14 protein-coding genes are annotated in these 25610 nt (G+C 58.6%); 6 read left to right on the top strand and 8 right to left on the bottom strand.

The window, feature by feature from the left end; genetic code table 11:
* The first annotated feature begins 168 nt into the window (after window positions 1-168).
* The 3 genes from AC3B5A_RS07345 to AC3B5A_RS07335 all read left to right on the top strand — a co-directional run bounded on the left by AC3B5A_RS07345 (window position 169) and on the right by AC3B5A_RS07335 (window position 4906).
* The gene (locus AC3B5A_RS07345; protein WP_489800011.1) at window positions 169-2181 is read left to right on the top strand and encodes a DUF4037 domain-containing protein; all 2013 of its coding nucleotides are present in this window, start codon (window positions 169-171) and stop codon (window positions 2179-2181) included.
* Between the two features lie 307 nt (window positions 2182-2488).
* Window positions 2489-3094, top strand: coding sequence for a DUF4125 family protein (locus tag AC3B5A_RS07340; protein WP_489800040.1), 606 nt, complete (start codon window positions 2489-2491; stop codon window positions 3092-3094).
* 159 nt (window positions 3095-3253) lie between these two features.
* Window positions 3254-4906: an alpha/beta hydrolase family protein gene (locus AC3B5A_RS07335; RefSeq protein WP_489800010.1), complete on the top strand. Its 1653-nt coding sequence runs from the start codon at window positions 3254-3256 to the stop codon at window positions 4904-4906.
* 50 nt (window positions 4907-4956) lie between these two features.
* On the opposite strand, the gene AC3B5A_RS07330 is transcribed toward AC3B5A_RS07335, so the two are convergent.
* Window positions 4957-5823, bottom strand: a complete 867-nt coding sequence (locus AC3B5A_RS07330) for a hypothetical protein (protein WP_489800009.1) — start codon at window positions 5821-5823, stop codon at window positions 4957-4959.
* 185 nt (window positions 5824-6008) lie between these two features.
* Window positions 6009-7913, bottom strand: coding sequence for a PspC domain-containing protein (locus AC3B5A_RS07325; protein WP_489800008.1), 1905 nt, complete (start codon window positions 7911-7913; stop codon window positions 6009-6011).
* A 121-nt stretch (window positions 7914-8034) separates the two neighbouring features.
* Between AC3B5A_RS07325 and AC3B5A_RS07320 the strand changes: the two genes are divergently transcribed.
* Both AC3B5A_RS07320 and AC3B5A_RS07315 read left to right on the top strand, forming a co-directional pair.
* Entirely contained in the window at window positions 8035-9381 is a 1347-nt protein-coding gene (locus AC3B5A_RS07320) for an ATP-binding protein (protein WP_489800039.1), read from the top strand.
* A 29-nt stretch (window positions 9382-9410) separates the two neighbouring features.
* Window positions 9411-10106, top strand: coding sequence for a LuxR C-terminal-related transcriptional regulator (locus tag AC3B5A_RS07315; protein ID WP_489800038.1), 696 nt, complete (start codon window positions 9411-9413; stop codon window positions 10104-10106).
* Between the two features lie 306 nt (window positions 10107-10412).
* Here AC3B5A_RS07315 and galE read toward each other — a convergent pair whose 3' ends face one another.
* From galE to AC3B5A_RS07300, 3 genes are all read right to left on the bottom strand, one after another.
* Window positions 10413-11432, bottom strand: a complete 1020-nt coding sequence (gene galE, locus AC3B5A_RS07310) for a UDP-glucose 4-epimerase GalE (RefSeq protein WP_489760331.1) — start codon at window positions 11430-11432, stop codon at window positions 10413-10415.
* 287 nt (window positions 11433-11719) lie between these two features.
* On the bottom strand, window positions 11720-13948 hold the full coding sequence (locus tag AC3B5A_RS07305; protein ID WP_489800037.1) for a KUP/HAK/KT family potassium transporter: 2229 nt from the start codon (window positions 13946-13948) through the stop codon (window positions 11720-11722).
* Window positions 13949-14252: 304 nt separating this feature from the next.
* Window positions 14253-15209: a TatD family hydrolase gene (locus AC3B5A_RS07300; protein ID WP_489800007.1), complete on the bottom strand. Its 957-nt coding sequence runs from the start codon at window positions 15207-15209 to the stop codon at window positions 14253-14255.
* A 328-nt stretch (window positions 15210-15537) separates the two neighbouring features.
* Here AC3B5A_RS07300 and AC3B5A_RS07295 point away from each other — a divergent pair, with 328 nt between their 5' ends.
* Window positions 15538-19203 carry an RCC1 domain-containing protein gene (locus tag AC3B5A_RS07295; RefSeq protein WP_489800006.1) on the top strand — a complete coding sequence of 1222 codons (3666 nt, stop codon included), beginning with the start codon at window positions 15538-15540 and terminating at the stop codon, window positions 19201-19203.
* A gap of 140 nt (window positions 19204-19343) precedes the next feature.
* Here the strand turns inward: AC3B5A_RS07295 and AC3B5A_RS07290 are convergent, their stop codons facing one another.
* The 3 genes from AC3B5A_RS07290 to AC3B5A_RS07280 all read right to left on the bottom strand — a co-directional run bounded on the left by AC3B5A_RS07290 (window position 19344) and on the right by AC3B5A_RS07280 (window position 25560).
* Entirely contained in the window at window positions 19344-21239 is a 1896-nt protein-coding gene (locus AC3B5A_RS07290; RefSeq protein ID WP_489800005.1) for an isopeptide-forming domain-containing fimbrial protein, read from the bottom strand.
* A 544-nt stretch (window positions 21240-21783) separates the two neighbouring features.
* On the bottom strand, window positions 21784-23670 hold the full coding sequence (locus tag AC3B5A_RS07285) for an isopeptide-forming domain-containing fimbrial protein (RefSeq protein ID WP_489760335.1): 1887 nt from the start codon (window positions 23668-23670) through the stop codon (window positions 21784-21786).
* Between the two features lie 591 nt (window positions 23671-24261).
* Window positions 24262-25560, bottom strand: a complete 1299-nt coding sequence (locus AC3B5A_RS07280) for an ammonium transporter (protein WP_489800004.1) — start codon at window positions 25558-25560, stop codon at window positions 24262-24264.
* Window positions 25561-25610: the final 50 nt, after the last annotated feature.

Raw genomic sequence — 25610 nt, 5'->3', positions numbered from 1 at the left:
GTTTATTTTGCTTCCCGCGCGAGCGGACAACCCGTCCTCCCCTCCCTCTCATGAACCCCGGCCTTTGCCAGTCCTTTCCCTTCTGTTTTTGAGTCTTTGGACTGCAAAACCCGTCCAACCCGTCTACAATCGAACGAAGACCTAGGCAGCGCGGACAGGATGAGCAAAATGGACAGTACACAACCTTTCAACGCCGAGCAGTTCTTCAGTGGGCTCGACGCCATTTTCTCCGCGCACGAGGCATCAACCAAAGCCGAACCGTACCTGCTGCAGGCACTGCACGATGCCCAGAGCAGCAACGATCAAGCAGGTCAGCTGACGGTGCTGAACGAAACCATGGGATTCTACCGTTCACGAGGCCGGCACGAAGACAATCAGCACCTGGCACAGCAAGCACTGGAGCTCGGACGTTCCATGCATATCGAAGGCAGCGAGGCCTGGACCACCACCCTCATCAACGCCGCCACGGCATTGCGTGCAGCACAACGCTACGACCAGTCCAAAGCCATCTATACCCAAGCGTTGGAATCTGCCGAGCAGACCTTCCCAAAGAACGACCCACGTTTGGCCGCTTTACACAACAACATTTCCATACTCGACAGCGAAACCGACGATTTCGCAGGTGCCAGCAGCGAACTCGAACAGTCGTTGCGTATCCTTTCCGCCGCAACACCGGCACCGAACATCAGCATCGACACCGCGTCAACCCACACCAATCTGGCCCTGGTACTGATCGAGCAGGCCCACAATTCGCCGCGTGAAGAACAGCAACAGCTACTCAGCAAAGCGTTCAGCCATGCCTCGACCGCATTGGACATCTACCGAACCGAGCACCTTGAGCACAGTGCGCACTACGCTTCCGCCCTTGCCGGGTTCGCCCAAGCCTGCTTCGCCACCGGAGATTTGCAGCAGGCTGCCAACAGCTATCGCCAAGCACTGCAGGTCATCGAAACATGCTACGGCAAGAACACCGATTACTACCGCACCACTGCTGCGAATTTGGATGCCGTCGAAGACACCATCGCGCTTGCCGAGGAAACCGCTGCCGCACCAGTGGACACAAGCCCGGCAACCGCGCGGCCGGAAAGCGCGCAACCTGCGACCGCAGACATTCGCGGCTTGGAACTGTCACGCGCATATTGGAAAGCGTATGGAAAACCCATGCTGGAACGCTACCCGCAATACCGGGGGCGCATCGCTGCAGGACTGGTGGGGCATGGGTCGGAATGCTACGGTTTTGACGACGCGCAATCACAGGACCACGATTTTGGACCGGGTTTCTGCCTGTGGCTGGAACATGACGATTACCAAGCCATCGGCGCACAGCTGCAAGCCGACTATGACGCTCTGCCAACCGAATTCATGGGATTCTCGCACAAGCAACAAACCGCACGGGCACAAGGAGCCGGGCGGCGCGTCGGAGTCTTTGACATAGGGGATTTCTTCGCATCGATCACCGGCTTCCAGCAAGCTCCACAAGCAGACAAACCGCATGAATGGCTGCTGCTCGACGAACCAACACTTGCAGCGGCCACCAATGGAGCAGTATTCGCAGACCCGCTGGGCACCTTCTCCAGGACGCGACAAGGATTTAAACTCATGCCCGAAGACGTGCGCCTCTCCCTGATTTCTCGCCGGCTGGGCATGATGGCACAAGCGGGGCAATACAATGTGCCGCGCATGATTAAGCGAGGTGACGTTCAAGCGGCTTGGCTGTCGTTGAACGAGTTCGTGAACAGCGCATGCTCACTGGTTTTCCTTATCAACGAGCCAGCCAGCGCCGGCTACCTGCCCTACTACAAATGGCGGTTCCGGGCGATGAGGCAGCTCAGCTCACGCATGGGAGCGCGCCTGCCCGGCATCTGCGAACTGCTGGAAACGTTGATACAAACCTGCGGCGCCGCATGGTTCCCAACCCCAAGCACCGATCTCACCGATCCGCAACCCGATGCCCCGTCAGACAGCGCGCGCCGGCCAACCACACACCACGATGGTCAGCTTCAGTTGCAAGACCAGCTGCAGGACCGGCTGCAACGCACCATTGAAACAATATGCTCGCTTGTCGTGCAGGAGCTGCTTGATGAGGGACTCACCGAGTCACACGAACAGTTCCTCGAATGGCAGCGCCCTTACGTGGAGGCACATATCAGCAGCAACGACCCCACCTTGCACAGCATATAACCAAATATCCGCCCGTATCAGGCACACTAAGAACCAACTGACCGACCTACCGACTGACCAACTAAACTGACCAACCGCAGGCCCTGCAATCCACCACACAGCACATACACCCCGCAGAAAAGAGCACACGGACCAGCACAGATCCGTGTGCAACTCACGAGCCGACCTTTCCCAGACAGACCGAAACCTCGGCAACGAAAGGAAGACCATGTCCAATACCGACAGCAGCAACTCCATCACCACAGACAATGCCACTCCAACAGCAACCGCGCCGACGGTGGCCACGCCAACCAAGGAGGATATCCACATGAACCAATTGCGGGAATCCATTATCCAGCATGAATGGAATCAGTTCCAAGACACCACCAATGAGGGCGGACGGGCGGCATGCCAAGGCAACTGGCCCATGTTCTACCAAATGCGCCTCAGCCAATTCCTCACGTGGGACGAGCCGCTGCTGTCCAGTTATGAAGCGGATCTGGAAGAGGCCGAACGGGTAGGGCGCAACCTGGTCACCGAAAAATATGGCCGCATGATGGAATCGACTGTACCGGACGAATACCACCGCAATATCGAACCGTACATACCGCAGCTGTCGGCCCAGCGCATCGCCAAACAGGAACGCATCATTGTGCAACAAGTGAAGTGGGCATCTGAATTCCGCGAGCGTTACCACAACCTTGGTGAATCGATGCGCGTACTGACATCGGATGAAGACACCGCTGACACCACGTCGTTCGAAACCTACCTGCGCGGGGAATTGGGCACGTATTCCGATGCCACGTTGGCGTTGTACGAGCACCTTGTGGAACAGTATGGTGCCAACAATGCCAATCTCAGCGAGGCAACCATTCGCAATACGGTGCTGTTGGGCGGCTTTTCGTCTTTGGAAGAGGCTGAGTCAGCGCAATAACATGCATGTCTGCACAGTGATGGTGCGCTGCTACATATAGACAACCGTGCCACCACACCATCATCTGCACCGCCAAACCATCGTTGTTCAGGCGCCGCTCGTGACGCTCGCGCAACGCGGTAAGCGCACACCTAGAGGCGGTGAGTTACAGTGACACTCATGCGATTGCTGAAACGAACACTCCCCTATCTTGCCACCCTAGCCGTGCTTATGGTTATATTCAGTGCGCTCGGCCAGGCCATGGCCCCGCAATGGAGAGCGGAACCGTATACGGACCATATTGCGGTCAGTGAGCGCAACACCGAGGTTCGGGCCAGGAACATGCACCCGGTTCAAGAAGGGACCTATGATGTTCGCACCATCAACACTCGTGTGACACTGGCTGAGGGGGTCAGCGTAGATGCCATTATTCGCGAACCCATCGGCGCCCCATCGGGCAGACCCGCATGCCTGTTCATTCATGGTGCCGGCACCGGCAAAGCGGCTGAAGTGTATGAAGATCTTTCGCGGTCCATGGCCACCGCCGGTATCGTCACCTTGGTGCCCAGCAAGCGCCTCGACACCTATACTCTGACTCATCGCAACTATCAGAACATGGCCCACGACTATGAGGCATCCCTCAATGTACTGCGGCACCAAGCGGGAGTCGATCCCGCGAAGGCAGGCCTGTATGCCGAGTCCGAGGGCACGTGGATCAGTGAGGCCATGGCGGCCATCGACCCGAACATCGCGTTCATGATCCTCACCTCACCGCCGGCCTTGTCCGGCAGGCATCAGATGGCCATGGCAGCTAACTCTTACCTGTCCTTGGCTGGAGCGCCCGATGGCCTCAAAAGCACCGTGGACAGCATTCTCAGCATGAACCTTGCCCCGTTCGGCCCGGATTATGCGGATTTTCCTTCGGAACAGTATCTTCATCATCTCACCATGCCATTGCTCATCAACTATGGCACTGAGGATCCGGCCATGCCCATTGAGCAGGGCGCCAAACTCATTACCGAAACCGCCAAGACGGCCGGCAACAGCAACGTCACCTTGCGCTACTACCCGGCCAACCATCAGATGCGCGTAGGCGCGAAAACATCAAAACCCGGTCTTCCTCTCGATTCTCATTACACCAGGAACCTGGACGATTGGACGAATTGCGCTACTGCAGGTACCACAACGATCCAGTGGTCAACTCCGCTGATTGCAGGGTCACAGCCTCATCAGGAATATGCCGCTCCGACCAGCACACGCCCGGGGCTCATCACCTCCATCAACGTGCTGGCTGCAGGAATCGCCGCAGCCTTGGTGTGCTTCGTTCTGGCTATTGTGCTTGCCATATGCATCGGTATCTGCAAGGTCATCCGTGCACTATTCTCTTCACGCCCCCGGCAGCGCACACCGCACAAGGTGCCGAAGCGGATTGCGGTCCCGCTCACGCTCACCGGCGTTGCCGCATTGGCCAGTTTGCTGGAAGTGTTCGCTTATGCGGGCATAGCGGTAAGTGCCGCTATGAAACTGACGCAAGATACTGCGACACTTCACCGTGGGTGGGTTGGCTTGCACGTCTTAGCTCTCGTCGATGTGCTACTGCTGTCATGGCTGCTGGTGGCGCTGTGGCGCAACCATTACTATAAGCAGACCAGTGCTGATCATCGCGGCTTTACTGCAGCTGCTTTTGCAGACGATTCCGCTGCCGCAGACGCAGACAAACTGACCGGAACTTCATCTTGGGGAGTAGCGCGCACCAGCACGATGGTATTGACCCTCATCGCAGCTGTTCTGACGTTGCTGCTGTTGTCGTTCTTCGGACTATTCGTCTGGTAAGAGACAACAGGCAGCAACGCAAGAGATCAGTCGGGCAGCAACGCCATAGATCAGTCGCACTGCTGAGATTGCCGAGATGGGTTTCCAGCAGTGTCGGCGTCATCAGGCTGTTGCGTTTGCGTTTGCGGCTGGAATTGCATCTGCGATTGAGAAGACTGAGGCTGATACTGCGGCTGCGGCTGGGACTGGAATTGTGTTTGAGGCTGCGGCTGCGACTGTGGCTGAGTTTGATACTGAGATTGAGGTTGTGGCTGCGCCTGGTACTGAGGTTGGGACTGGTACTGCGGCTGAGCTTGGGTTTGAAGCTGAGTCTGGAATCGTGACTGCTTATCCGCTGCACGATTGTGTATGGCACCAACGATGCCACAGCACAACGCAATAACCAGCAACAGGATGCCTATCAACGCAAGCCCGGCCGTGACCAGTACTTTGGAGTTCTGCCCCACACTCTGAATCTGGTTATCGGGAAACCACATAGTGACAGCAAACAGCAGTACACCGACCACTAACACCATGGCACCCCCGACAATAGTGACCGTACTGGGTCCTGTTTTTGCCGGTATCACCGGTTGCTGCACAGGCTGTTGTTCGACATTGGGCTGGTAGAAAGGCACCTGCTGTGGTTGCCGGTCAGGCTGCTGATTCTCATTCTGACGCTGACCATCATACTGATGCTGATATGTGGTATTCGTCGTGTCCATGAATGCGGCTGCGGCTGTGTCGGTGAATGCGTCTGCACCTGCGGCTGCAGCTGCGTCAGTGAATGCGTCTGCACCTGCGGATGTGGCTGTGTTTGCGACCGTATCTGTCTCCTTGTCTGTGTCAGCATGCTCCATCTCGGATTGATCACCTCCTATCGGCATGGTATCCGCTGACTCACCTACAGTTGTTGCCGTCGGTAGCTGTTCGGTAGCCATATCTTCCGTACCATCCCGAACGTCGCGGTCATGGATTTCATGTTCTTCTTGCACATGTTCTTCTTGCACAGAGTGCTCTGTTCTATGGGAGTCTGTCATGATGTCTTCCTTCAAGTGTGCTGCGGTCTGGTGAATATTGGTTCTAGGTGCCCATCGGGATTGCTCGCTGCCATGTTCAGGCACGATCACTGCTGATCCGCCTGATCCGGGTACAGGACTCGGACTTGTGCCTGGACCAGTTCGCTGGCTGAAATAATAAGTTCGGGACCGTTTTGCGGCATGGTACCGTTCTCGCTCATCCACTGGTATTCGCTCTCTTTGGGAAGCGGGCGATTGTCACTCTGCTGACTCATATGCAACTGCATATTGAACCCGTCGCTGGTCATCATGCCATACGGCGAGCCAAGCGTACGTGCGCCCGGAATCAGGGTATTCAACGGCATCCCGTCATACCAGTACCCTCTACCCGTTCGGCCATACATCGAAATATGCTTATCAGCGTCTACACTGCCAAAATAGTAATACCCATCGGAGTCCTTGCACTCCAGGTTTATTCCATCACTATCGTCCGTGTCAGCATCTGGCGTTACGCCGCATTCAAAGCCACCAAGGTCTCGATGATCGTCTTTGCTATACACCTCGACCTTCCGAGATCCGTCATGCTCCGAGATGAGGTGTGCCTGCTTACCGTCCTGCCTATTGTAGATACCTACGAGCCCCTCGCGAACATTGGTCAGCATGAACGAGCATCCGCGAGGCAACGTCACCACTATCTGCGCGTTGTATGCGGTCAGATTGATTCGCCCTGCGGGACAGCCGGAATCAACAGTCTCCCCGTTTTCCTGTGTCATTTTATGCGTGCCAGCAGTTTTGGCATACTCACTGAGGTCAAGGTTAAGCACAGAACTGTCGTAGTCCGTTCCATAGTATGAAACGCCGTTGTTCAACCGTTGCATTTTGTCTTGTGTTACAGAATGATGCACGAAACCGTCAACACTTTCGCTGTTATAGCTGCGCTTGTATGGTAGAGACTCGTATCCTTCGGCGACGAGGGTACCATAGAAAGCGGATGTCAGCACTGCAGCGCACACCACAAGAACAGCCAAAACGTTCATGCCGCCGGCACGCCGCCCACGTGCTCCAAGAGTAACGATGACGATACCGACCACCAAACACATCACGGCCACGGCGACACCGATGACTTGCAGCACGCCGCTGAAATATGCATTGCCGAACAATATAGACCCGCAAGCTGCGGCAGCAATCAGGAACACCAGACCGAAAGACAAGAGTGTGACAACAGCTCCGGCAGGACGCCGACGCAAACGTTTAGGTTTGCGCTTGCGTGGAGGCGCAGACACTGGAGTCGACACATAAGTGGTACCAAAAGGTGCAGTGGCCGCGCCACCTTGTGGCATGTACGGCGTTCCCTGATCTCCAGCAGCACTGCCGGATTGATTCCACTGCCCATTGCCCTGCTGATAAGGCTGCCCTGTTCCGCCACGCATCCCATTGCGTTCAGGCTCAGACCGCACGCCGGCAGAAGCATTGCCATTCATGGCTGCACCGTCTCTCCAGTCTCCGTATTGAGCACTGGTGGAACTGCCAAACGAGGCATCTGCGGCAGGTGGAGAAGCGTTGGATGAATTACCACGATAAGGAGCGTTGTCGCCTTCCCTTGCTTGATGGACAAGCGTATTGACCATAATGCACAGCACGATGACAGCAGTAAGGAAAATCAACAATCCAAGCCCCGGCATCCAGCTTGCCATAATCAAAAGAATGATTGGACCGATCAAAGTCCAGCTCCATTCCCCGTGTATCGTATCCTCGCCGAGGATACGCCCATCTTCAACGTCGGGAAGCAGCACCCACGCCACCGCATAGAATGCGAGACCAAATCCAAACACCAATGAGGAGGCTCCCACCACCGCTCTGACGAATGACGGGCTGACGCCGTATCGCGAGGCGAGACCACTGCATACGCCACCGACCCAGCGGTCACCGCCACGCATCAATCCGCTTCTGCGGATCCAGGTGAAGAAACGACCGGACTCATATTGCCATCGATTATTGTGTGTGTTGCTCATAATGCCATTACAGCACACGAAACTCTCAGAACGTATCAGGGAACACCCTGAGTTTACCCTGAATTTTGCAAAATCCCATGTTGAAATCATCATCAGCATGCACAATATATGTATGAACCATATGCCCAACGCACCAGAGCAGCACCAGCGGCCACCGCTGCTGCGAGCGCGCCGACACCGTATCTTGTGCGGTGTCTGCCGCGGATTGAGCGTGCACTTAGGCATCTCTGTAAGGTTGATCCGTATCTGTTTCATCCTTACCACTTTCCTGTTCGGAGCCGGTCTGGTGGCATATATGTTCTTGTGGATTTTTGTGCCGCTGGAACCAACCGACCGCACCGCCGGCCGTGGCCAGAAGGCCCAAACACAGACAAATACACACGTGAACGGGTCTGCTTATGGGCCGTCTGACTCACCGACGATCCACACGTCATCAGATTCGGACTCGCATGCAAAGGAGGGGTTCAGCGCCGCCATTGAGCGAGCATCCAAGCCGGCTTTGTTCGCATTCACCGGATTGGCTGCGATTATGCTGGCATCAGTGATGGCGCTCAGTCCTCTGCCAACACGCACCATACTGCCAGCACTTATCGCGATCTGCGGCATCGCAGTGGGTTGGTTCCGATTCGGCGGCGAGGATGAAGGCCAGTTCCGCTCCATGCTGCTGAGCTTGCTGCTCATCATTGCAGCGTATGCTCTCTTTATTCTTGCCAACTCTTCAATGTTGCGCAACCCGTTGAAAACGATTGCATCCGGATTGGTGTTGTTGGCTTTTGCAGGTGTAGCCACCATTCCATGGTTCAACAGGCTTATCCACGACCTCGGTGTGCAACGTGCGCTCAAGGAACGTGAGGAGGAGCGTGCAGACATCACCGCTCACATTCATGATGGCGTTTTGCAGACACTCGCACTCATTCAATTGCATCATAATGAACCCCAGACCGTGTTCACTTTGGCTCGCGGCCAGGAGCGGGATCTAAGAGAGTGGCTCTACCAGGAGCGGGCCGCACCGGAACGTTCGGTGAATGCCGGCATCAAGGAAATAGCTGCACGCATCGAGGATGAGCATAGCAAACCCATCGAAGTGGTTACTGTTGGCGATGCGCAGCCTTCCGCACAAACCGATGCGCTGCTGGGAGCTACGGGACAGGCTTTGCTCAATGCCGTTCAGCATGGCAAAGAACCGATATCCGTGTATTGTGAAGCCGGGAAAACCTTTGTGGATGTCTTTGTCAGAGACCACGGAGACGGGTTCGACACTGCTGCGGTGCCCCCAGACCGACTGGGCATCAGAGAATCCATCGTAGGTCGCATCAAACGGCGCGGTGGCACGGTGGATATCGTCTCGAAGAACGATTGGGGAACCGAAGTCCGCATGCACATGCCAATCGCCTCGGAACGCAAGACACCACAACCGCATGCCGAACATGTCAACGTATCAACCAATACCACGGAAAGCGGGATGTGATGAACAGCAGACAGACCGATAACAGCCCCATGAATGACGCTCCGGCAGATAGCGATTCGGTAAGCAACGATTGCACAAACGAGCACATTCGCATCGCGGTAGTAGACGACCATGCCATGTTCCGGGCAGGCATCCTCGCCTCGCTGCAACCGCACTTCACCGTCGTAGGCCAAGCTGCGGATGTGGACGGATCCGTCAATATGATCTCGGCCACCCAACCCGACGTGGTACTACTAGACGTGCACGTCCCCGGCGGGAACGATGGCGGCGGAGCAGAAATCCTCACCCGTTCAAAGCCTCTTGCTCCAAAGTCCGAATTCCTGGCGCTTTCAGTCTCTGATGCCCCGCAGGACGTGGGTGCCGTAATCCGAGCAGGTGCACGCGGATACGTGACCAAAACGATCGACACAGCCAATCTGGTCAGCTCCATCGAACAGGTTGCCCTAGGGTATGCGGTCTTCTCCCCCAAGCTTGCCGGATTCGTACTGTCAACATTCCAAGGCACCAGTCCCGCGCAACAGGACGAAGAGCTCGACAGACTCTCCGCCCGCGAGCAGGACGTGATGCGGCTCATCGCACGCGGATACACCTACAAGGAAACAGCCGCCGAACTGTTCATTACCACCAAAACCGTCGAGACCCACATGAGTTCGGTACTGCGCAAACTCCAGCTCTCCAATCGGTCGGAACTCACACGGTGGGCTGCCAGCAGGAAGATTGTGTAGCCCACCGGCCACCATCCTCTGCCGTATCCGTCTTCTGCTGTCTCCATCCTCAGTCTCTTAGACGCACCCCAGCAGCTCATGCCGAATGAGTTGGCTACCAAGCAACCAACTTCTCCCTTATCACACCACAACAGCTCTACGGGAAGCTGCCGTATAAGAGCAGAGTACGAAAATGGGTGTCGCCGCTACATACGCGTAGCGGCGACACCCATGAGAGAAGTGGCACAACAGCAGGTTCAAGACCTCAGACTCATGATCTTGGGCTTAGCCCTTCAGATTCAGAACTTCAAACTCAAGACCTCAGATTCAGGACTTGCGGAATCCGTTGGGGTTCTTGGTCTGCCAATTGAGCGAGGACTGAGCCATATCGTCGATGCCAAGCTCTGCCTTCCAGCCCAAGTCGCGCTCAGCCTTGGACGCATCGGCGTAGCAAGCGTCGATGTCGCCAGGACGGCGAGGCTTCAGCGCGTAAGGAATCGTGTGGCCGGCTGCCTTTTCGTAGGCCTTGATGACCTCAAGCACGGAATACCCGTGGCCGGTGCCCAGATTATAGACAAACACACCGGAATCATCGATGTGATCGATAACCGCCACATGCCCCTTGGCCAGGTCAACCACGTGAATATAGTCACGCACGCCAGTGCCGTCCGGAGTATCGTAATCGGTGCCGTACACCTGCACTTCCTTCAGCTCGCCGAGCGCCACCTTGGCGATGTAGGGGGTGAGGTTGGCGGGAATGCCCTTGGGATCTTCACCGAGCAGCCCGGATTCGTGGGCACCGACCGGGTTGAAGTAACGCAGCAGCACCACGGTCCAACTCGGGTCCGAGACGACCACGTCGCGCAGCATCTGCTCCTGGAAATACTTTGAGGTGCCGTAAGGATTGGTGGTGCCTCCGGTACGGCTGTCCTCGGTAAGCGGCAGCTCTTCCGGATCGCCGTACACGGTGGCGGACGAGGAGAAGATGATCTTCTTGACATCGTGTGCCTTCATCACCTTGAGGAGCACCAATGTACTGTTGAGGTTGTTGTCATAATACTCAATCGGCTTGGCTACGGACTCGCCCACAGCCTTGAGCCCGGCAAAATGAATCACCCAGTCAATGGGGTTCTCGTCAAAGATGCGATTCATGAGCGCTTCGTCGCGCACATCACCGTCGTAGCGTTTCACACTCTTGCCGGTAATCGTCTCGACGCGTTCAAGCGCTTCGGGAGAGGAATTGCCATAGTTGTCGACGCTCACCACGTCGTACCCTTTGTTCAGCAGTTCGATGTCGGTATGTGTGCCGATGTAACCAGCGCCACCGGTGACCAGAATAGTTGTCATGCTTCCTCGTGTTCCTAGGAGTCAGATTCACCTCCAGTATAAGGCTACGTAGCGCCTTCGGAACCGATTCGAACAGAAAACACAACACTGATGTGCGAACTGTCAAGAAAACGCACATACCATTTGTGCGCACGCAGTCACAAGCACAAGCACAAGCACAAGCACAAGCACGGCATAGCCACAACTCGCCACCCACGGGAAACCGCACCATCTCCTATGCGTAGCTACGGGCTCGCGCGTGCCGGCCAAGCCATCCCGACACTGTCCCCAGACCAGTCCGGCTACACTCAGTCCTCCGACGCAGAACGCTGCTTGAGCCCACGCCGCTTCAAACGAGGCGGACGACGGGTGGAGACGAAAAGCGGCTGCGTTTCAATAACCGGGTTGTACGGCGCCAAACCAAACCACTTGACCGGAGACCCGGCCACATGGCGAATCGTATATTTGGCCTTGAGGGAGAACGCCTCACGTGCACTGATTTTCGACTCGGGCATAAGCGCCTTATGCAGCAGCACGTAACGCACGGTGCCAATGTCGGGATCGGCATCGACCTTGGGATAAACGGACTTCTGCTGAGGCAACTCGCCGGTGGCAGACAAATCATGCATCACCTGGTGAATATAGGCGGGAATGGACTGGGACACCTTGAACCCGAGGCGAATGCGCACACGGAAAATGTAATCCGTACCGAAGTTCTCAACTGAATATTCACGGGTGAACGGTTCGTCCGTGGTCTGCACGGAGACCGCCCACCAGGCGCGCGCCCGCTTGGGGTGGTCGGCGAAGATCGAGAAGAAGATGTCGGTGTCGAGCCGGCGCATGTCCGGATCGGAGGTGAGGTAGACGAGATTGTCGGCGAAATAAGGAATGCGGAAGTCGTCATGCAGCTTGTGCAGCACCGGCTCGAAGTCCCGCTGCTTCATGTGCCGGCGTTGGCTGCGCTCGATCTTCGTGCCGTCGTTCCAGGTGATCATGATGAGCAGAATCATGGCGGTGAGCAGCATGGTGAACCAGCCGCCGCGCAGGAATTTGGCCATGGACGCCACGAAGAACATAGTCTGTATGGCAATGAAGACGACGAAGAAGACGACCGCGGAAAGCTTGTGGCGCGAGTACCACAGGTAGACGGTGAGCAGCACCGTGGTGGTAATCATGGTGATGGTGAGCGCCAGACCGTAGGCCGCCGAGATATGTTCGGAATCCTTGAAGATGGCGAGCACCGCCAGCGTGGCCACGCACAGCACCAGGTTGACGGCCGGGATGTAGAGCTGACCGCGGGTACGCGCGGGATAGTGCACTTGCAGGTGCGGCATCCAGTTCAGGCGCGTGGCCTCGGAGACCATGGTGAAGGCACCGGTGATGAGTGCCTGAGAGGCGATGACACCGGCCGCCACGGACAGTATGACCGCGACGGGGCGCAGTCCCGGCCCCATCATCTGGAAGAACGGGTTCACCCCTCCCGCCATGTTCACGAGCGCCGGGTTGCCTTGGTTGCGCAACATCCACGCACCCTGCCCGAAGTAATTGAACACGAGCGCCACGAAGATGAACGGCCATGTGAAGTAGATGTTGCCTCGACCCACATGCCCCATGTCGGAGTAGAGCGCTTCGGCGCCGGTGGTGGACAGGAAGACGGTGCCCATCAGCGTAATCCCGGCCACGTTGTTGCCACTGAAGAGGAAGCGGATGCCATAGACGGGGTTGATGGCCTGGAATACACTCCAGTCACCGTGCAGGTTCGCGATGCCCGTGAGGGCCAGGAAGGTGAACCAGACGAGGGTGACCGAACCGAAGACCTTGCCGATGCGTTCGGTGCCGCGCGACTGCACCGCGAAGAGGATGACGATGATGACGACGGTAATCATCAGGGAAAGGCTGCCGTTCTCCCTGAACATCGGCTCGAGGACGGGTATGGTCTTCAGACCTTCGACCGCAGAGGAAATGGAGACCGCAGGGGTGAGCACGGAATCCGCCAGGAAGGCAGCACCGCCGAGCATGGCCGGGATGACAAGCCACTTGCCATAGTGGCGTATGAGCGAGAAGAGCGCGAAGATGCCGCCCTCACCCTTGTTGTCGATGCGCATGGCCACAAACACGTATTTGACGGTGGTGATGAGCGTAATGGACCAGAACACCAGACTGAGCAACCCCAGCACAGCCTGCCGGTCGATGTTGCCCAAGCCGCCCTGCCCGGCGAGGAAGGTCTGCGCCGTGTACAGGGGCGAGGTGCCGATGTCGCCATACACCACGCCAAGAGCCACGATGGCCATGCCGGCACTCACCTTGTCCGGCCCTGACTGCACGCGCCGCCACCACCGGCTGATGGGCGTGCGCGCAGCCTTGGAGAGTTTCTGTGCCTCTTCCTGCTCGGCCTTCTCCTGCTTGTCGAGCTCCTCACGCTCCTCGAGCGTGAGCGTGGACCGGGAGACTTTGGGAGCGTTGGTAAAGGTGTCGGCGCGCAGCAGCGCCTCTTTCTCCGCCTTCGCGGCTCGGACCTCCGCCTCGGTCTCAGACATCGCCTTGTTGGCGCCGCCCTGCGTTTTACGGGCCGTCTGCCCTCCGGTTGATGATGGTTCCGCTTTCCCTGACCCAGCCATGCTTGCCTCCACAGCGGAACCCTGCTCCGCGTCGCGTTCCCTAGCGCCCGTGCCCGGGCATGTAAACTTCAAACCAAAGCGCCAGTGTAGACCCATTCACCGCAGAACACCAAATACGCGGTCACCATGCAGTCGCAGCCGCCCACATCACAGACAGATTCCCGCACAAAACATAGCGCATGCGCAGCACGAATACATTGACAGACATGCGCCCGTCCGTAGGCTACACTCCATACACCGCACGTGTGGTGTCGCGCGTGGCCTGCGCCACCTGCACCAACGGCACGTCCAGCGCATCGGCCAAGGCCTGGAGCGTGTAGGGAATCATGTAGGGGGCATTGGGTCGCCCGCGGTAGGGCATGGGCGTGAGGTAGGGGGCATCGGTCTCCACCATGATGTGGTCAAGTCCCACCACGGCCGCCGATGCCGCGATCTCACCGTTGCCTTTGAACCCGGACGTACCGGAAAAGCTCAGGTACCATCCGTGCTCCCGCGCCACCTGCGCCATGGCGGTGTCTCCCGAGTAGCTGTGAAACACGGTGCGCTCGGGTGCGCCGTCGGCCAGTAAGGTCTCAATGACCTCGGCATGGGCGTCACGGTCATGAATCTGCATGGGCAGGTCGAGTTCCTTGGCCAGAGCAATGTGCGCACGGAACGCTTCGCGCTGCAGTTCCTTGGCAGCCTCACCTGTGCGGAACAGATCCATGCCGGTCTCGCCTATGGCCACCACCTCGCGCGGGTGAGCGCGAGCCAGGCGTTCAACTTCGGCCAGTGCGTCGTCAAAACTGGTCTCATGCCACGGCCGGTACGTCACCGGCAGCCCGTCGGGCCCGGCGGCACCGCGGTGCCCATGCAGCACGGATTCGTTGGGATGGATGGCCAAGGCGGCGTGGACCCGGCCGGGATGGTCGAGTGCCATGCGCACGGCGGTGCCCAGGTTCGGCAGCTCGCAACCCACATCGATGACGCCCTCCACCCCCACGGACGCGGCTTGGTCGAGCAGCTCGTCCACCGTAGGCACCGTCACCTCGCCCTGCCCGCGTTCCACGGCCTGACGGCTGAGTTCCTCTACAAACGGAGGCACCGACGCCACATGCGTGTGATTGTCCACTACCGTGACACCCTGCGGCAGCGGCGGCGGCAGCGGCGCCCAGTTTCTGTCCCTATGCTTCTTGCCCATGCCGCTCAGTCTAATGTGCGCAGGGCATATCGCACTGCGCGAAATACCGAACGTTATATGCCGCACATCTGCAAGTCAGCAAATTAGAACATCTTTTTCAGGATGACTAAATAAAAACCACTTGACTGTGACACCCATCATTGTTTGCAAATTTATTTAGACAGAATAGCGCACTATGCACTTATTGCGAAGAAGAATGCATCTTATCTGACGTTTATGCACTACTCTATATTGCCTCTATACGCAGAAACTAGACACAAGATTGGCAAGCACTAGACACTGTGGTTGAAAATCTCCATACCAGAAAAAGACCATACAGAAACCGCACATGAGACACAGTACCGATAATCGTTCATCCTCTCCGAAGCATACACGCCGCTCTTCACATGCAACCGCCTTCTTCACCGCGGCCATATGCACCGCCATCCTGACCGTCACAGCCCCCAGCGCGGACGCCACCGAAACGCATCTCGCCTCACCGAGCGCAACATCAAACAGTACTAAGAGCGCAATGCCTTCCACGCACGGCTCCGGCAATGCCGACTCCACCAACACCACCTCCGGTCAGCCCCTGCCCTCATCGCCGCAGAACAGCACCTCCCCCAACCAGCCAGCACTCGGCACGCAGCCCGAATCCACACTCACCGCTGGCGGCAGCAAACCCACCGATGGCACCGGCAAGGACAGCACAACAGACCACAACGACAAGACCGACGCCACCCTTGGCAGCGACGACCCAATCGATGCCGACAGCGACGCCTCCACCAAAATCGGCCATGCCGACAACGACAGCAACGGCACCACCGACCCTTCACCCGCCCCACACGCGCAAGACGACGATCAACCCGCCTTCACCGCTGACAACACCTCCGGCCCGGACCAAGGCGGCACCAGAATCAACCTCACGCCGCATATCAGCGGCACCATCACACAGCTCGCCACCGGCGCCATACATTCCATAGCGCTCACCGCCAACAACCGCCTCTACACGTGGGGCGGCAACAACTACGGGCAACTAGGAAACGGCACCTCTGGCAGCGCCAATCAGACCACGCCCACACCCATCTCCATCCCAAGCAACCCGACCATCAAGTCCATCGCAGCCGGCTTCTACCACAGTCTCGCCCTCACCGACACCGGGCACATCTATGCGTGGGGATCGAACTCCCATGGCGAACTGGGCAACGGCACCACCAGCAACAGCACCAGACCCACCGACATCACCCCCGCAGGTCTCACCTTCAAGGCCGTCAGCGCCAAAGGCTATATGTCCATGGCGCTGACGAACGACGGCACCCTGTACACATGGGGAGACAACGACTACGGCCAATTGGGCAACGGCACCACCAGCCTCGCCGTTCAGAGCAGACCCAAAGCAGTCGCCATCCCCGGCAAGCAGACCATCAAGTCCATCGCAGCCGGCTTCTACCACAACCTCGCCCTCACCGACACCGGGAACGTCCTGACATGGGGAGACAACACCTACGGACAACTCGGCAACGGCACCGTCCACGGCAACAACAGCCCCAAACCCATCACCATCCCCGGCAACCCCAGCATCAAGTCCATCGCAGCCGGCAACTATCACAATCTTCTCCTCACCTCGACCGGGCGCATCTACGCGTGGGGATACAACACCATAGGTCAAGTGGGCAACGGCACCACCGCCAACCAGAACTCGCCGGTCGAGGTCACCATCCCGGGAGCAGCCACCGTCACCGACATCGCCGCCGGAGGCAACCACTCCATGGCCAGAACCAAGGACGGCACCCTCTACGCATGGGGATACAACACCTCCGGGCAGCTGGGCATTGGCACCAACGACAACAGCAGCGTGCCGCAGCGAGTCCAAAGGAGCCTCAGCGTCACCGGCATCATGGCAGGCGGCAACATGCATACGCTCGCCCTCGCCACCAACGGTGAGCTATACGCTTGGGGCAGCAACGGCTACGGTCAGCTCGGTACCTCGAACACTACCAACAGCAATGTCCCGCTCAGGATCAACTCCATCAACGCAAAGGTCACCTCCGTCACCTTCGATACCACCGCAGGAATCGACCTCGGCTTCCATGAGGCCGACGGCCATTGGATCGTCCACAGCCCGAAACACCCGGCAGGCACCGTGTCCATGACGGTCAACTGGACCAATGCCGACGTGCCGCAGCCCGCGGTCACCATCCCCTACACCTACACGTTCACACCGTCATATACGGTCACATTCAACACCGCAGGCGGCAGCGCACCACCAGCCAGCCAACAGGTCCTCAAGGGCAGCACCCCCACATGGCCGAGCACCACTCCCACCAAAGAGAACGCCCTGTTCAACGGTTGGACCCTGGACGGCACCACCCCCTACGACTTCAACAAACCCGTCACCGGGAACATCACCATCACCGCCATGTGGGGTGCATTCAGCGCCGACCCGACGCGAGGCCCGGCCAGCGGCGGCACGCGAGTCGGCATCACCCCGCCGCATAACAGCAAGTTCCTGCAAATCAGCTCCAGCGGGTACTACTCATTGGTGCGGAGCACCACCGGGAAAACCTACGGGTGGGGTCTCAACCACCTCGGCCAACTCGGCAACGGTAAAGTCGACTCCAACGGGAGCATACTTCCCACGCCCACCAAGACGCCAGCAGGCACCACCTTCACCAAACTTGCCGCCGGAGCATGCAGCGCCACCGCCAAAGCCTCCGACGGCAACCTCTACAGCTGGGGTTACGCCGAAGGCGGCATCACCGGCATCTCAGGAGCTTCCGGAAACCTCAGCACCCCGAGCAAAGTCACCACACCGGCCGGAGTGCACTTCAACACCGTCTCCATCAGCGACCCTACGTACTGCAACAACGAGTATTCGCTCGCCATCAGCTCGGACGGCGCCACATGGGCTTGGGGCAATAACAACAACCAAGCCTCAAGAAGCGATGAAGCCGGCGGCGTGGGCACCTTGGGCGACGGCACCACCATCAACCGGTCAGCCCCCGTCAGAGTCGTTCAACCCTCCGGCGTCCGGTTCACCCAGGTGAGCGCCGGCGGCAACTTCGCCTTGGGACTGGGTGACGACGGCCTCATCTATTCGTGGGGATCGAATACCAACGGGCAGCTCGGCAACGGTCAATACACAGGCACTGCCCTCATCCCCACCAAAGTCAACACACCATCGGGGATGACCTTCACGTCCATCAGCGCAGGTTACAACGACGCTTTCGCCATAGCAAGCGACGGCACCGTATGGGCTTGGGGCAAGAACAGCGGCACTACCACCGCAAGCGGCAACACCTTCTCCAGCAACGGTGCCCTGGGCGACGGCACCACCGTTGACCAGCCCACTCCGGTGCGGGTCCAGGCCGGAGGAGCCTCCTTCACCACCGTCAAAGCCAACCGGGGATTCGCCCTTGCCCGCAGTGCCGACGGCACCCTGTATTCTTGGGGTTCCAACAACCAGTACGGGCAGCTGGGCAACGGCACCACCCGACCCAACAGCACACCCACCGCAGTCGACGACAGTCTGGGACAGCCGGTAAAGGCCGTAGACATAGATATCAACGATTGTGCCTCCTATTACATCGACGACGAAGGCACCACCCATGCCTTCGGGTACAACGGGAACGGCCAGCTGGGCAACGGCACCACCGACAGCAGCAGCACGCCCGTCACCGTCAGCCTGCCGCTCGTCACCGTCACCGCGGTCACGTTCGGCACCGGCAGCACCGCCAAGCCAGGCGTCGGCCTGGCCTGGAACAACGCCAAGCAGGTATGGCAGGTCACCACGCCGGCCTATCACGGCGGCACCACCGACATGACCATAAGTTGGTCCAACGGCGACGCGCAACCCCCGATCATCCAACAGTTCACCTACGCAGCACCTCCCCTCAGCAGATTGCCGATTACCGGAGCGAGTACCACAGCTCTCGGCCTCGCCATTGCAGGAGCGGCCATCGCGCTTGCATTCTTGGGATTGGCATTGTGGCTGCACCGACGGCTGTTGCACTAATCGTCATTGACAGCTGACAGTTATTAGTAACTAGTTGATACCAGCACATACACTACAGGCTCCGTTCTGCGATTGCAGAACGGAGCCTGTACTGTTTCAGCCAATTAAAGAGGCCTACATCAAAGCCAAGCGTCGCGCCATCAGCGTATCCCCGCCGCAGCCTCCTGACGACGCTTGAACATCATGAGCGACACCGCGACCATCAGCAGCAGCACTGCGACCGCAACCGCGAGCGCCACACCGGCACCACCGGTCAACGGCAGCTGGGACACAGCGGTGACGTTGTGCACCACGATGGCGGTGTCGGCAGCCACCGGTACCCGATGCGCCTCGACCAGACCCCATATGTCGCCGGTGTTGGACACCTGCCCGTCAGCGCCGTTGCCGGACAGCGTGACCTCGAAGGATGGCTTGAACGATGCGGCGTACCCGGCCGGAACTTCGGTCTGCGCCACATCATAGGCCTGCTCACCCAGTCCGTCTACCGTGAGCTGTCCCTGACTGTTAGCCTGCAGGTTGACGGTGGTGGAGGTTTCGCCATCCCCGCTGTCATCCGACTGATCGACGACCTTCCGGTAGGAGCCCGGAGCCAGCTGCCGGAACCTGATGAGCTTGCCGCCCTTGGAGCTCACTTGGAACGTGGCGCCCTGCGGGCCACCGGGAATCGGCGTTTCCGTAGCCTTGTCCTTGTTGACCAAGGTGAACGAGCGGTAGTAGGCAGTGGGGGTCGAACTCGGGTCGTTGGTGACGGTCTCAAAGGAACCGTTCTCGCTGACTGGATCCGTGTTAATCTGACCGGTCTCGCCGTCGATTTCGCCAGTGCCGCTGGACTGATGGGCGCTGTCATTGCTGAAGGCCAGCGTGACGCCGTTCTGCAGCGCACCGGGCTGAGCCTGATCGTTGACGGTCATGCTGTACTCGATCTTGATCGGATCGTGCCATACCTTGGTGCAAATGCCATACGAGAGGTTGAAGGTGACATATCCCTTGCCGTCATTGGCGGCACCGTCGAAATCGATTTGATAGTCGATTCCCTCCTGCATGACCTTGCCGCCGATGGTCACCGTGGTGTCATCGCTGTTGTAGGTCAGGCCGGGCTGCTTGGGCGTATCGGTGATGGCGAAGATGTACTCGCTGAAACCGGTGGTCAGCGGCACCTGGGTTGTGATGACATAGTGCAGTGTGCCGCCGATGGAGGCATCGTTGTGTTTGGAGGTGTCCAGCTGTTTGGTGATGGTGGGCTTTGCGTCGTTCTTCATATTGATGGTGCCCAGGGGCTGCCCATTGATGTTCCCGTAGCTCACCCCTGCAGTGGAGGTGATGCCTGTGCTCACCAGCATCGGAATCGAGTTGGTATGGGTCTCGTCGGGCTGCGTCCCCGTGGTGTCTTCCACCACGTAGATGCCGGGAGCCAGACCTGCGATCGTGGCGGTGCTGTTGGCACCGGCGTCGGTGAACGTCACGGGCGCTGCGGCGGTGTCCTTGATGGCGGCCTTGAAGTCCCGCTGCCGAATCAGCCGCGTGACGAACCGGCGCAGGCCACCGGTCTCGCACTCCTCGCCATCGCTGGCTTGCGTACAGTCTTTGCCCCACGCGTCTTTGTCCGTGCCACTGTTCGAAATGGTGTCCTCGCTGCCGGGCGCCGCAAAACCGAGCCATGTGGCAGCCACTGCTCCCACCGGATTGTCGTCATAGCTTGCATCGGCATCAATGCCGTCACTTGCCGCTTGGGCGGCGTACACGAGCGTCGGTTCGGTGGTGACCGCCACATGGTTGAGTGTGCCGGTGGAGGCAACGCCGTCGGCACTGGCATAGTCACCGATGCGCACAGCCTTGAACACGTGGTTTTTGACCGCCGCGCTTGTGCCGGTAATGGCGATGGCCACCTTGTTGTCGTCCGAAAAGGCGACGGGCGCGGAAGCGGACTCGCCGCCATCAGCCGCATATGCACTGGCCGGAACCCCCAGAGCCAGTAGGGTGGCCGCCGTTACGGCCACTGCCGCAATGTTGCGGAACCTTGATCGGATACTCATCATCTTTCTCCTTTTCCCTAACACTTCATCGGGAAATATGCGATGCCCGCGTGTGCATGAATCGCAGGCCGACAGATGATTGCGCGACGTGCTGTGGTGCATCCACAGACTTACCGTGTACCGTTCGCGTCATACCGACCGCTATTTAGGCAAAGCATCGTTCTTTATTAGTCAAAAACATCAGTCCTCAGCAAAGAGTGAGCTTTCTTGCGTAGACAATTACGAATATATCACTATTTACCTATAAAAGAAGAAAGGAATATTAAACAAATCAGATGATTTAATATATTTACCGTGTTACGTGCTTCACTGATTCTTTGTGGAAGCAATCACAGCGCGCACTTTGCTATACAAATTCTAGTTCTTTGGCTGTTTTATAGAGTGATGAGAAGCACAGCGCACATCCCGCTCCCCCACACCCTTCCATACAAAAGCGGACGGCCTACCGTGAAGTAGACCGTCCGCCTATATGAGTTCGCCAAGCAGAGCAGGAAGCTCATCCGGTTTTATTGCCTAACCGTCATGCGCTTCCCTCAAATGCCTAGTTTCAGCGCAATCCTGCGAGCGTAGCCGCCTGACGACGCTTGACAATCATCAGCGCCACAGCGACGACCAGCAGAAGCAGCGCCACGACGACTGCAAGCAGTACGCCGGCGCCGCCGGTCATCGGCAGCGAGGAGATGGAGGTGACGTTGAAGACCACGATGGCGTTCGTGCCGTCATTGGTGTTCGTAGCGGTCTTGCGCTCCTCGACCAAGCCCCAGATGTCGCCGGTGTTCGTTGCCACGGAGATGGTGGGATCGCTGGAGTCGCCCGAAAGCGTGACGGTGAAGCTGGGCTTGAACATGTCGGAGTAGCCTGCAGGAGCCGCGGTCTGGTTGACCGTGTACGTGCCGTCAGACAGACCGTCCACCTTCAGCGTGCCGTCCTGTGCGGGCTTCAGATCAGCCGTGGCCGAGGGGGAACCCTGAGCGGCGGCCTTCTTGTACGAGCCGTCCGAGAGCTGGAGGAACTTGATGGGAGCGGCGGCCTTGGTGTCGCCCTGGCTCACCTGGAAGGTGCCTTGCAGAGGAGCGCTGCTGGTCTTGTCCTTGTTTGCCAGCGTGAAGGAGCGCAGGTATGCGGTGGAGTTCGCGTTCGGATGCTCCGCATCTGGCTTGTCGGTGACCGTGTCAACCGAACCGTTGCCCGGATCGCTGGGGTTGACCAGGCCGTTGTCCGTGCTGCCGTTGCTGCCGTCGCTGATGGTCGGCTTGTCTGAGGTCGGCTGCTTGTCCGAGTCGTTGCTGAAGGACAGCGTGACGCCGTTGCCGAGCGAACCGCCCTGCGCATTGTCGTTGACCGTCATGCTGTATGTGACGGTGATCTTATCCTGCCAAGTGAAGCTGCGGATGCTCGAGGAGAGGTCGAAGACCACGTATTTGGTGTTGTTGGCGGCATCGGTATCAACGATGACGTTGTACTGGCTCTTGGACAGCGTCTGGGAGCCGACCGTCACGACCGCGTCGTTGTTGTAGCTCAGGCCCGCCTGCTTCGGGGTATCGGTCATGGTGAAGATGTAGTGATCGAAGCCGGTGGTCAGCGGCACCTTGCTGCTCAGCTGGTAGTGCAGCTTGCCGCCGATGGAGGCATCGTTGCTTTTGCTGGAGTCGAGCGTCTTGACGATGGACGGCACCGTGTCGTTCTTCATCGTGATCACGCCCAGGTCCGTGCCGTTGATCTTGTTGTAGACCGTGCTGCCGGAAGTGACTCCGGTGCTCACCAGCATGGGGATGGCGTTGGTGTAATCCGCCGCCTTGCCTGCGCCCGAGGTCGGGGTGACATCCTTGACGACATAGACACCGGGGTTCAGGCCAGTGAGCGTCACCGTGGTGTTGGCACCGGATTCCGCAGAGGTCACCTCGGCGTTGGAGGTGCTGTCAAATGCGGAGGTGAGGGCCTTCTCTTTCGAGAAGTTGGTGACGAAGGCACGCAGCTTGCCGTTCTTGCCCCATGCGTTGGAAGCGGTGCCGCTGTTTGAGGTGGTGTCATCACCGGTGGTGCCGTAGCCGAGCCACTTGGACGACACCGCACCGATCGGGTTACCCGCGTAGGAGGGGTCAAGACCGGCTCCGGCAACGCTGGTGAACGCAGAAGTGGCGGCCTCGTTGAAGTCGCTTACCGTAGTGACGGCGACGTTGGTGAGGTTGCCGTCGGCAGTGCCTTCGGCGTTGGCGTATTCGCCTACGCGCACGGCCTTGAAACTGTGGCCCTTCACTGCGGCGCTGATACCGGTGATCGCGATGGTCTCCTTGCCGGAGTCGCTGATGGCGATCGGCTTGGGCGTCGCGGGGACATCGGCAGCGAACGCGCTGGCCGGCACACCGAGAGCCAGCAGGGAAGCGGCCGCTACAGCCGCTCCTGCAAGCTTGCGCAATGGTGATTGCATGTTCATTGATATTTCTCCTTTTCCCTGAAACTGATTGGGAAATCTTGTATACGAGGGGACTCACGATGGCATTTCGCGCCAATAGGCAGTCGCCCCTCAGGCTGTGCAGCATGGCCATGTACCGGAGGCAAAGTCACACCGCGCGCCACGTAGCATGTACTGAGTATGTACAGTTTTCTATTATTTGCCTAGCTTTAGCATGAAAAGAATTCGCCTTCTTTACGCCAGATAATAAGAATATCGCAATACTAGACAAATGTCAGGTATAAATTTGCACAAAATGCCGTCATTACATCAAGCACGGCTTCAATTTGCCGAGTTTGGTGCCGCATTACGTATTGACATAGTTACCAATCACACATTTATGATACATCTCACTATGCCCATAACGAATTACTTCTTCATAATTAGACAAAACAAAATCCGCATGCAGTCTCCCGCACACGGATACTTGCCGACCTTAGCCCCCCTACTCACTCCCCCGCACGACCAAACGCCAGTGCCGCCGCATGCAACGCATACGACGGCACCAACAGCACCTTCCTACCTACGTCTGGCATTCATTACCCAGCCAGCACAGGAAGGATAGCTACTCATTCACACTTCATCCGCAAGTTGACCCCCGAACAGACCGTAGGCGAACTCTCCGTGGCGAGCCTCGTCCACGCCAAGCAGCTCCTCATCCTCACTGACGCGCCAACCCACCGTCTTTTCCAGCGCAAACGCGATGACCCACGTCACGGCCGCCGAATACAGCACCGCCACCAGCGACACCAGCACCTGTACCGCAAGTTGCCGCCACGATCCGCCTGTGAACAGACCGGTGCCTTGGGCAAACAGACCGACCATCACCGTGCCGACCAGTCCGCCCACGCCGTGCACGCCCACCACGTCGAGGGAGTCATCGTAGCCCAAGCGGAACTTCACATCGCACGCCAGGCATGTGAGCACCCCGGCCACAGCGCCGATGACGATGGCCCACAACGGCCCCACCACATCGGCTGCCGGAGTGATGGCGACCAGTCCCGCCACCATTCCCGTGGCAGCGCCCATGGCGGTGTAATGACCGGTGCGCACACGTTCGGTGAACCCCCATGCCAGCATGGCCGCACCGGCCGCCACCGACGTGCTCACCCATGCGTACCCTGCGGTGCCGTTCGCCGCAAACGCCGAACCGGCATTGAACCCGAACCATCCGAACCACAGCAGGAACGCACCCAGCATCACGAACGGCACGTTGTGCGGGCGCATGGTGCGCTTGCCGAACCCCTTGCGCTTGCCGGTGAGCAGTACGATCATCAGCGCTGCCACAGCGGCATTGATATGAATGACCGTGCCGCCAGCGAAATCATGCGCTGGCGCACCCAGCGCCTCAGAGATGGCACCGGTGGCGGACAGCAGGCCGCCGTTCCATACCATGTGTGCCATGGGCGAGTATTCGAACGTTACCCACAAGGCCACGAAGATCAGCCATGTGGTGTATTTGATGCGTTCGGCGAGCGCCCCGGAGATAAGCGCCACCGCAATCATGGCGAACGCCATCTGGAAGGCCACGTCGATGGTGATCGGATAGTGGCCGTTGGCGTTGAGTTCGGTGGCACCCAGCGCCCCGCTGTCGCCTTGGGCACTCACCGCGTCCTTGAGCAGCAGGCCCGAGGCCGGAGAGCCGAACACACCGCCGATATCGTCGCCGGCGTAGGCGATGGACCAGCCCCACAGCACCCAGACGATGGAGCCAACCGCCAGAGCACCGGCGGAGAGCAGCAGCATGTTGAGGATGGCCTTGCGGCGCACCATGCCGCCGTAGAAGAACGCCACGGCGGGTGTCATCAGGAACACCATGGATGCCGCCATGAGCATCCACGCGGCGTTGCCGGTATCGATTCCGTTGTTCATATGATTCCCCTTCAGTCTCGGCTACGGGATGGGAACCATAGAACGCCGCT

This window comes from Bifidobacterium sp. ESL1133, from assembly GCF_058107325.1.
The sequence above is the reverse complement of the archived record's forward strand: the minus strand, read 5'-3'. Positions and strand labels throughout refer to the sequence as shown.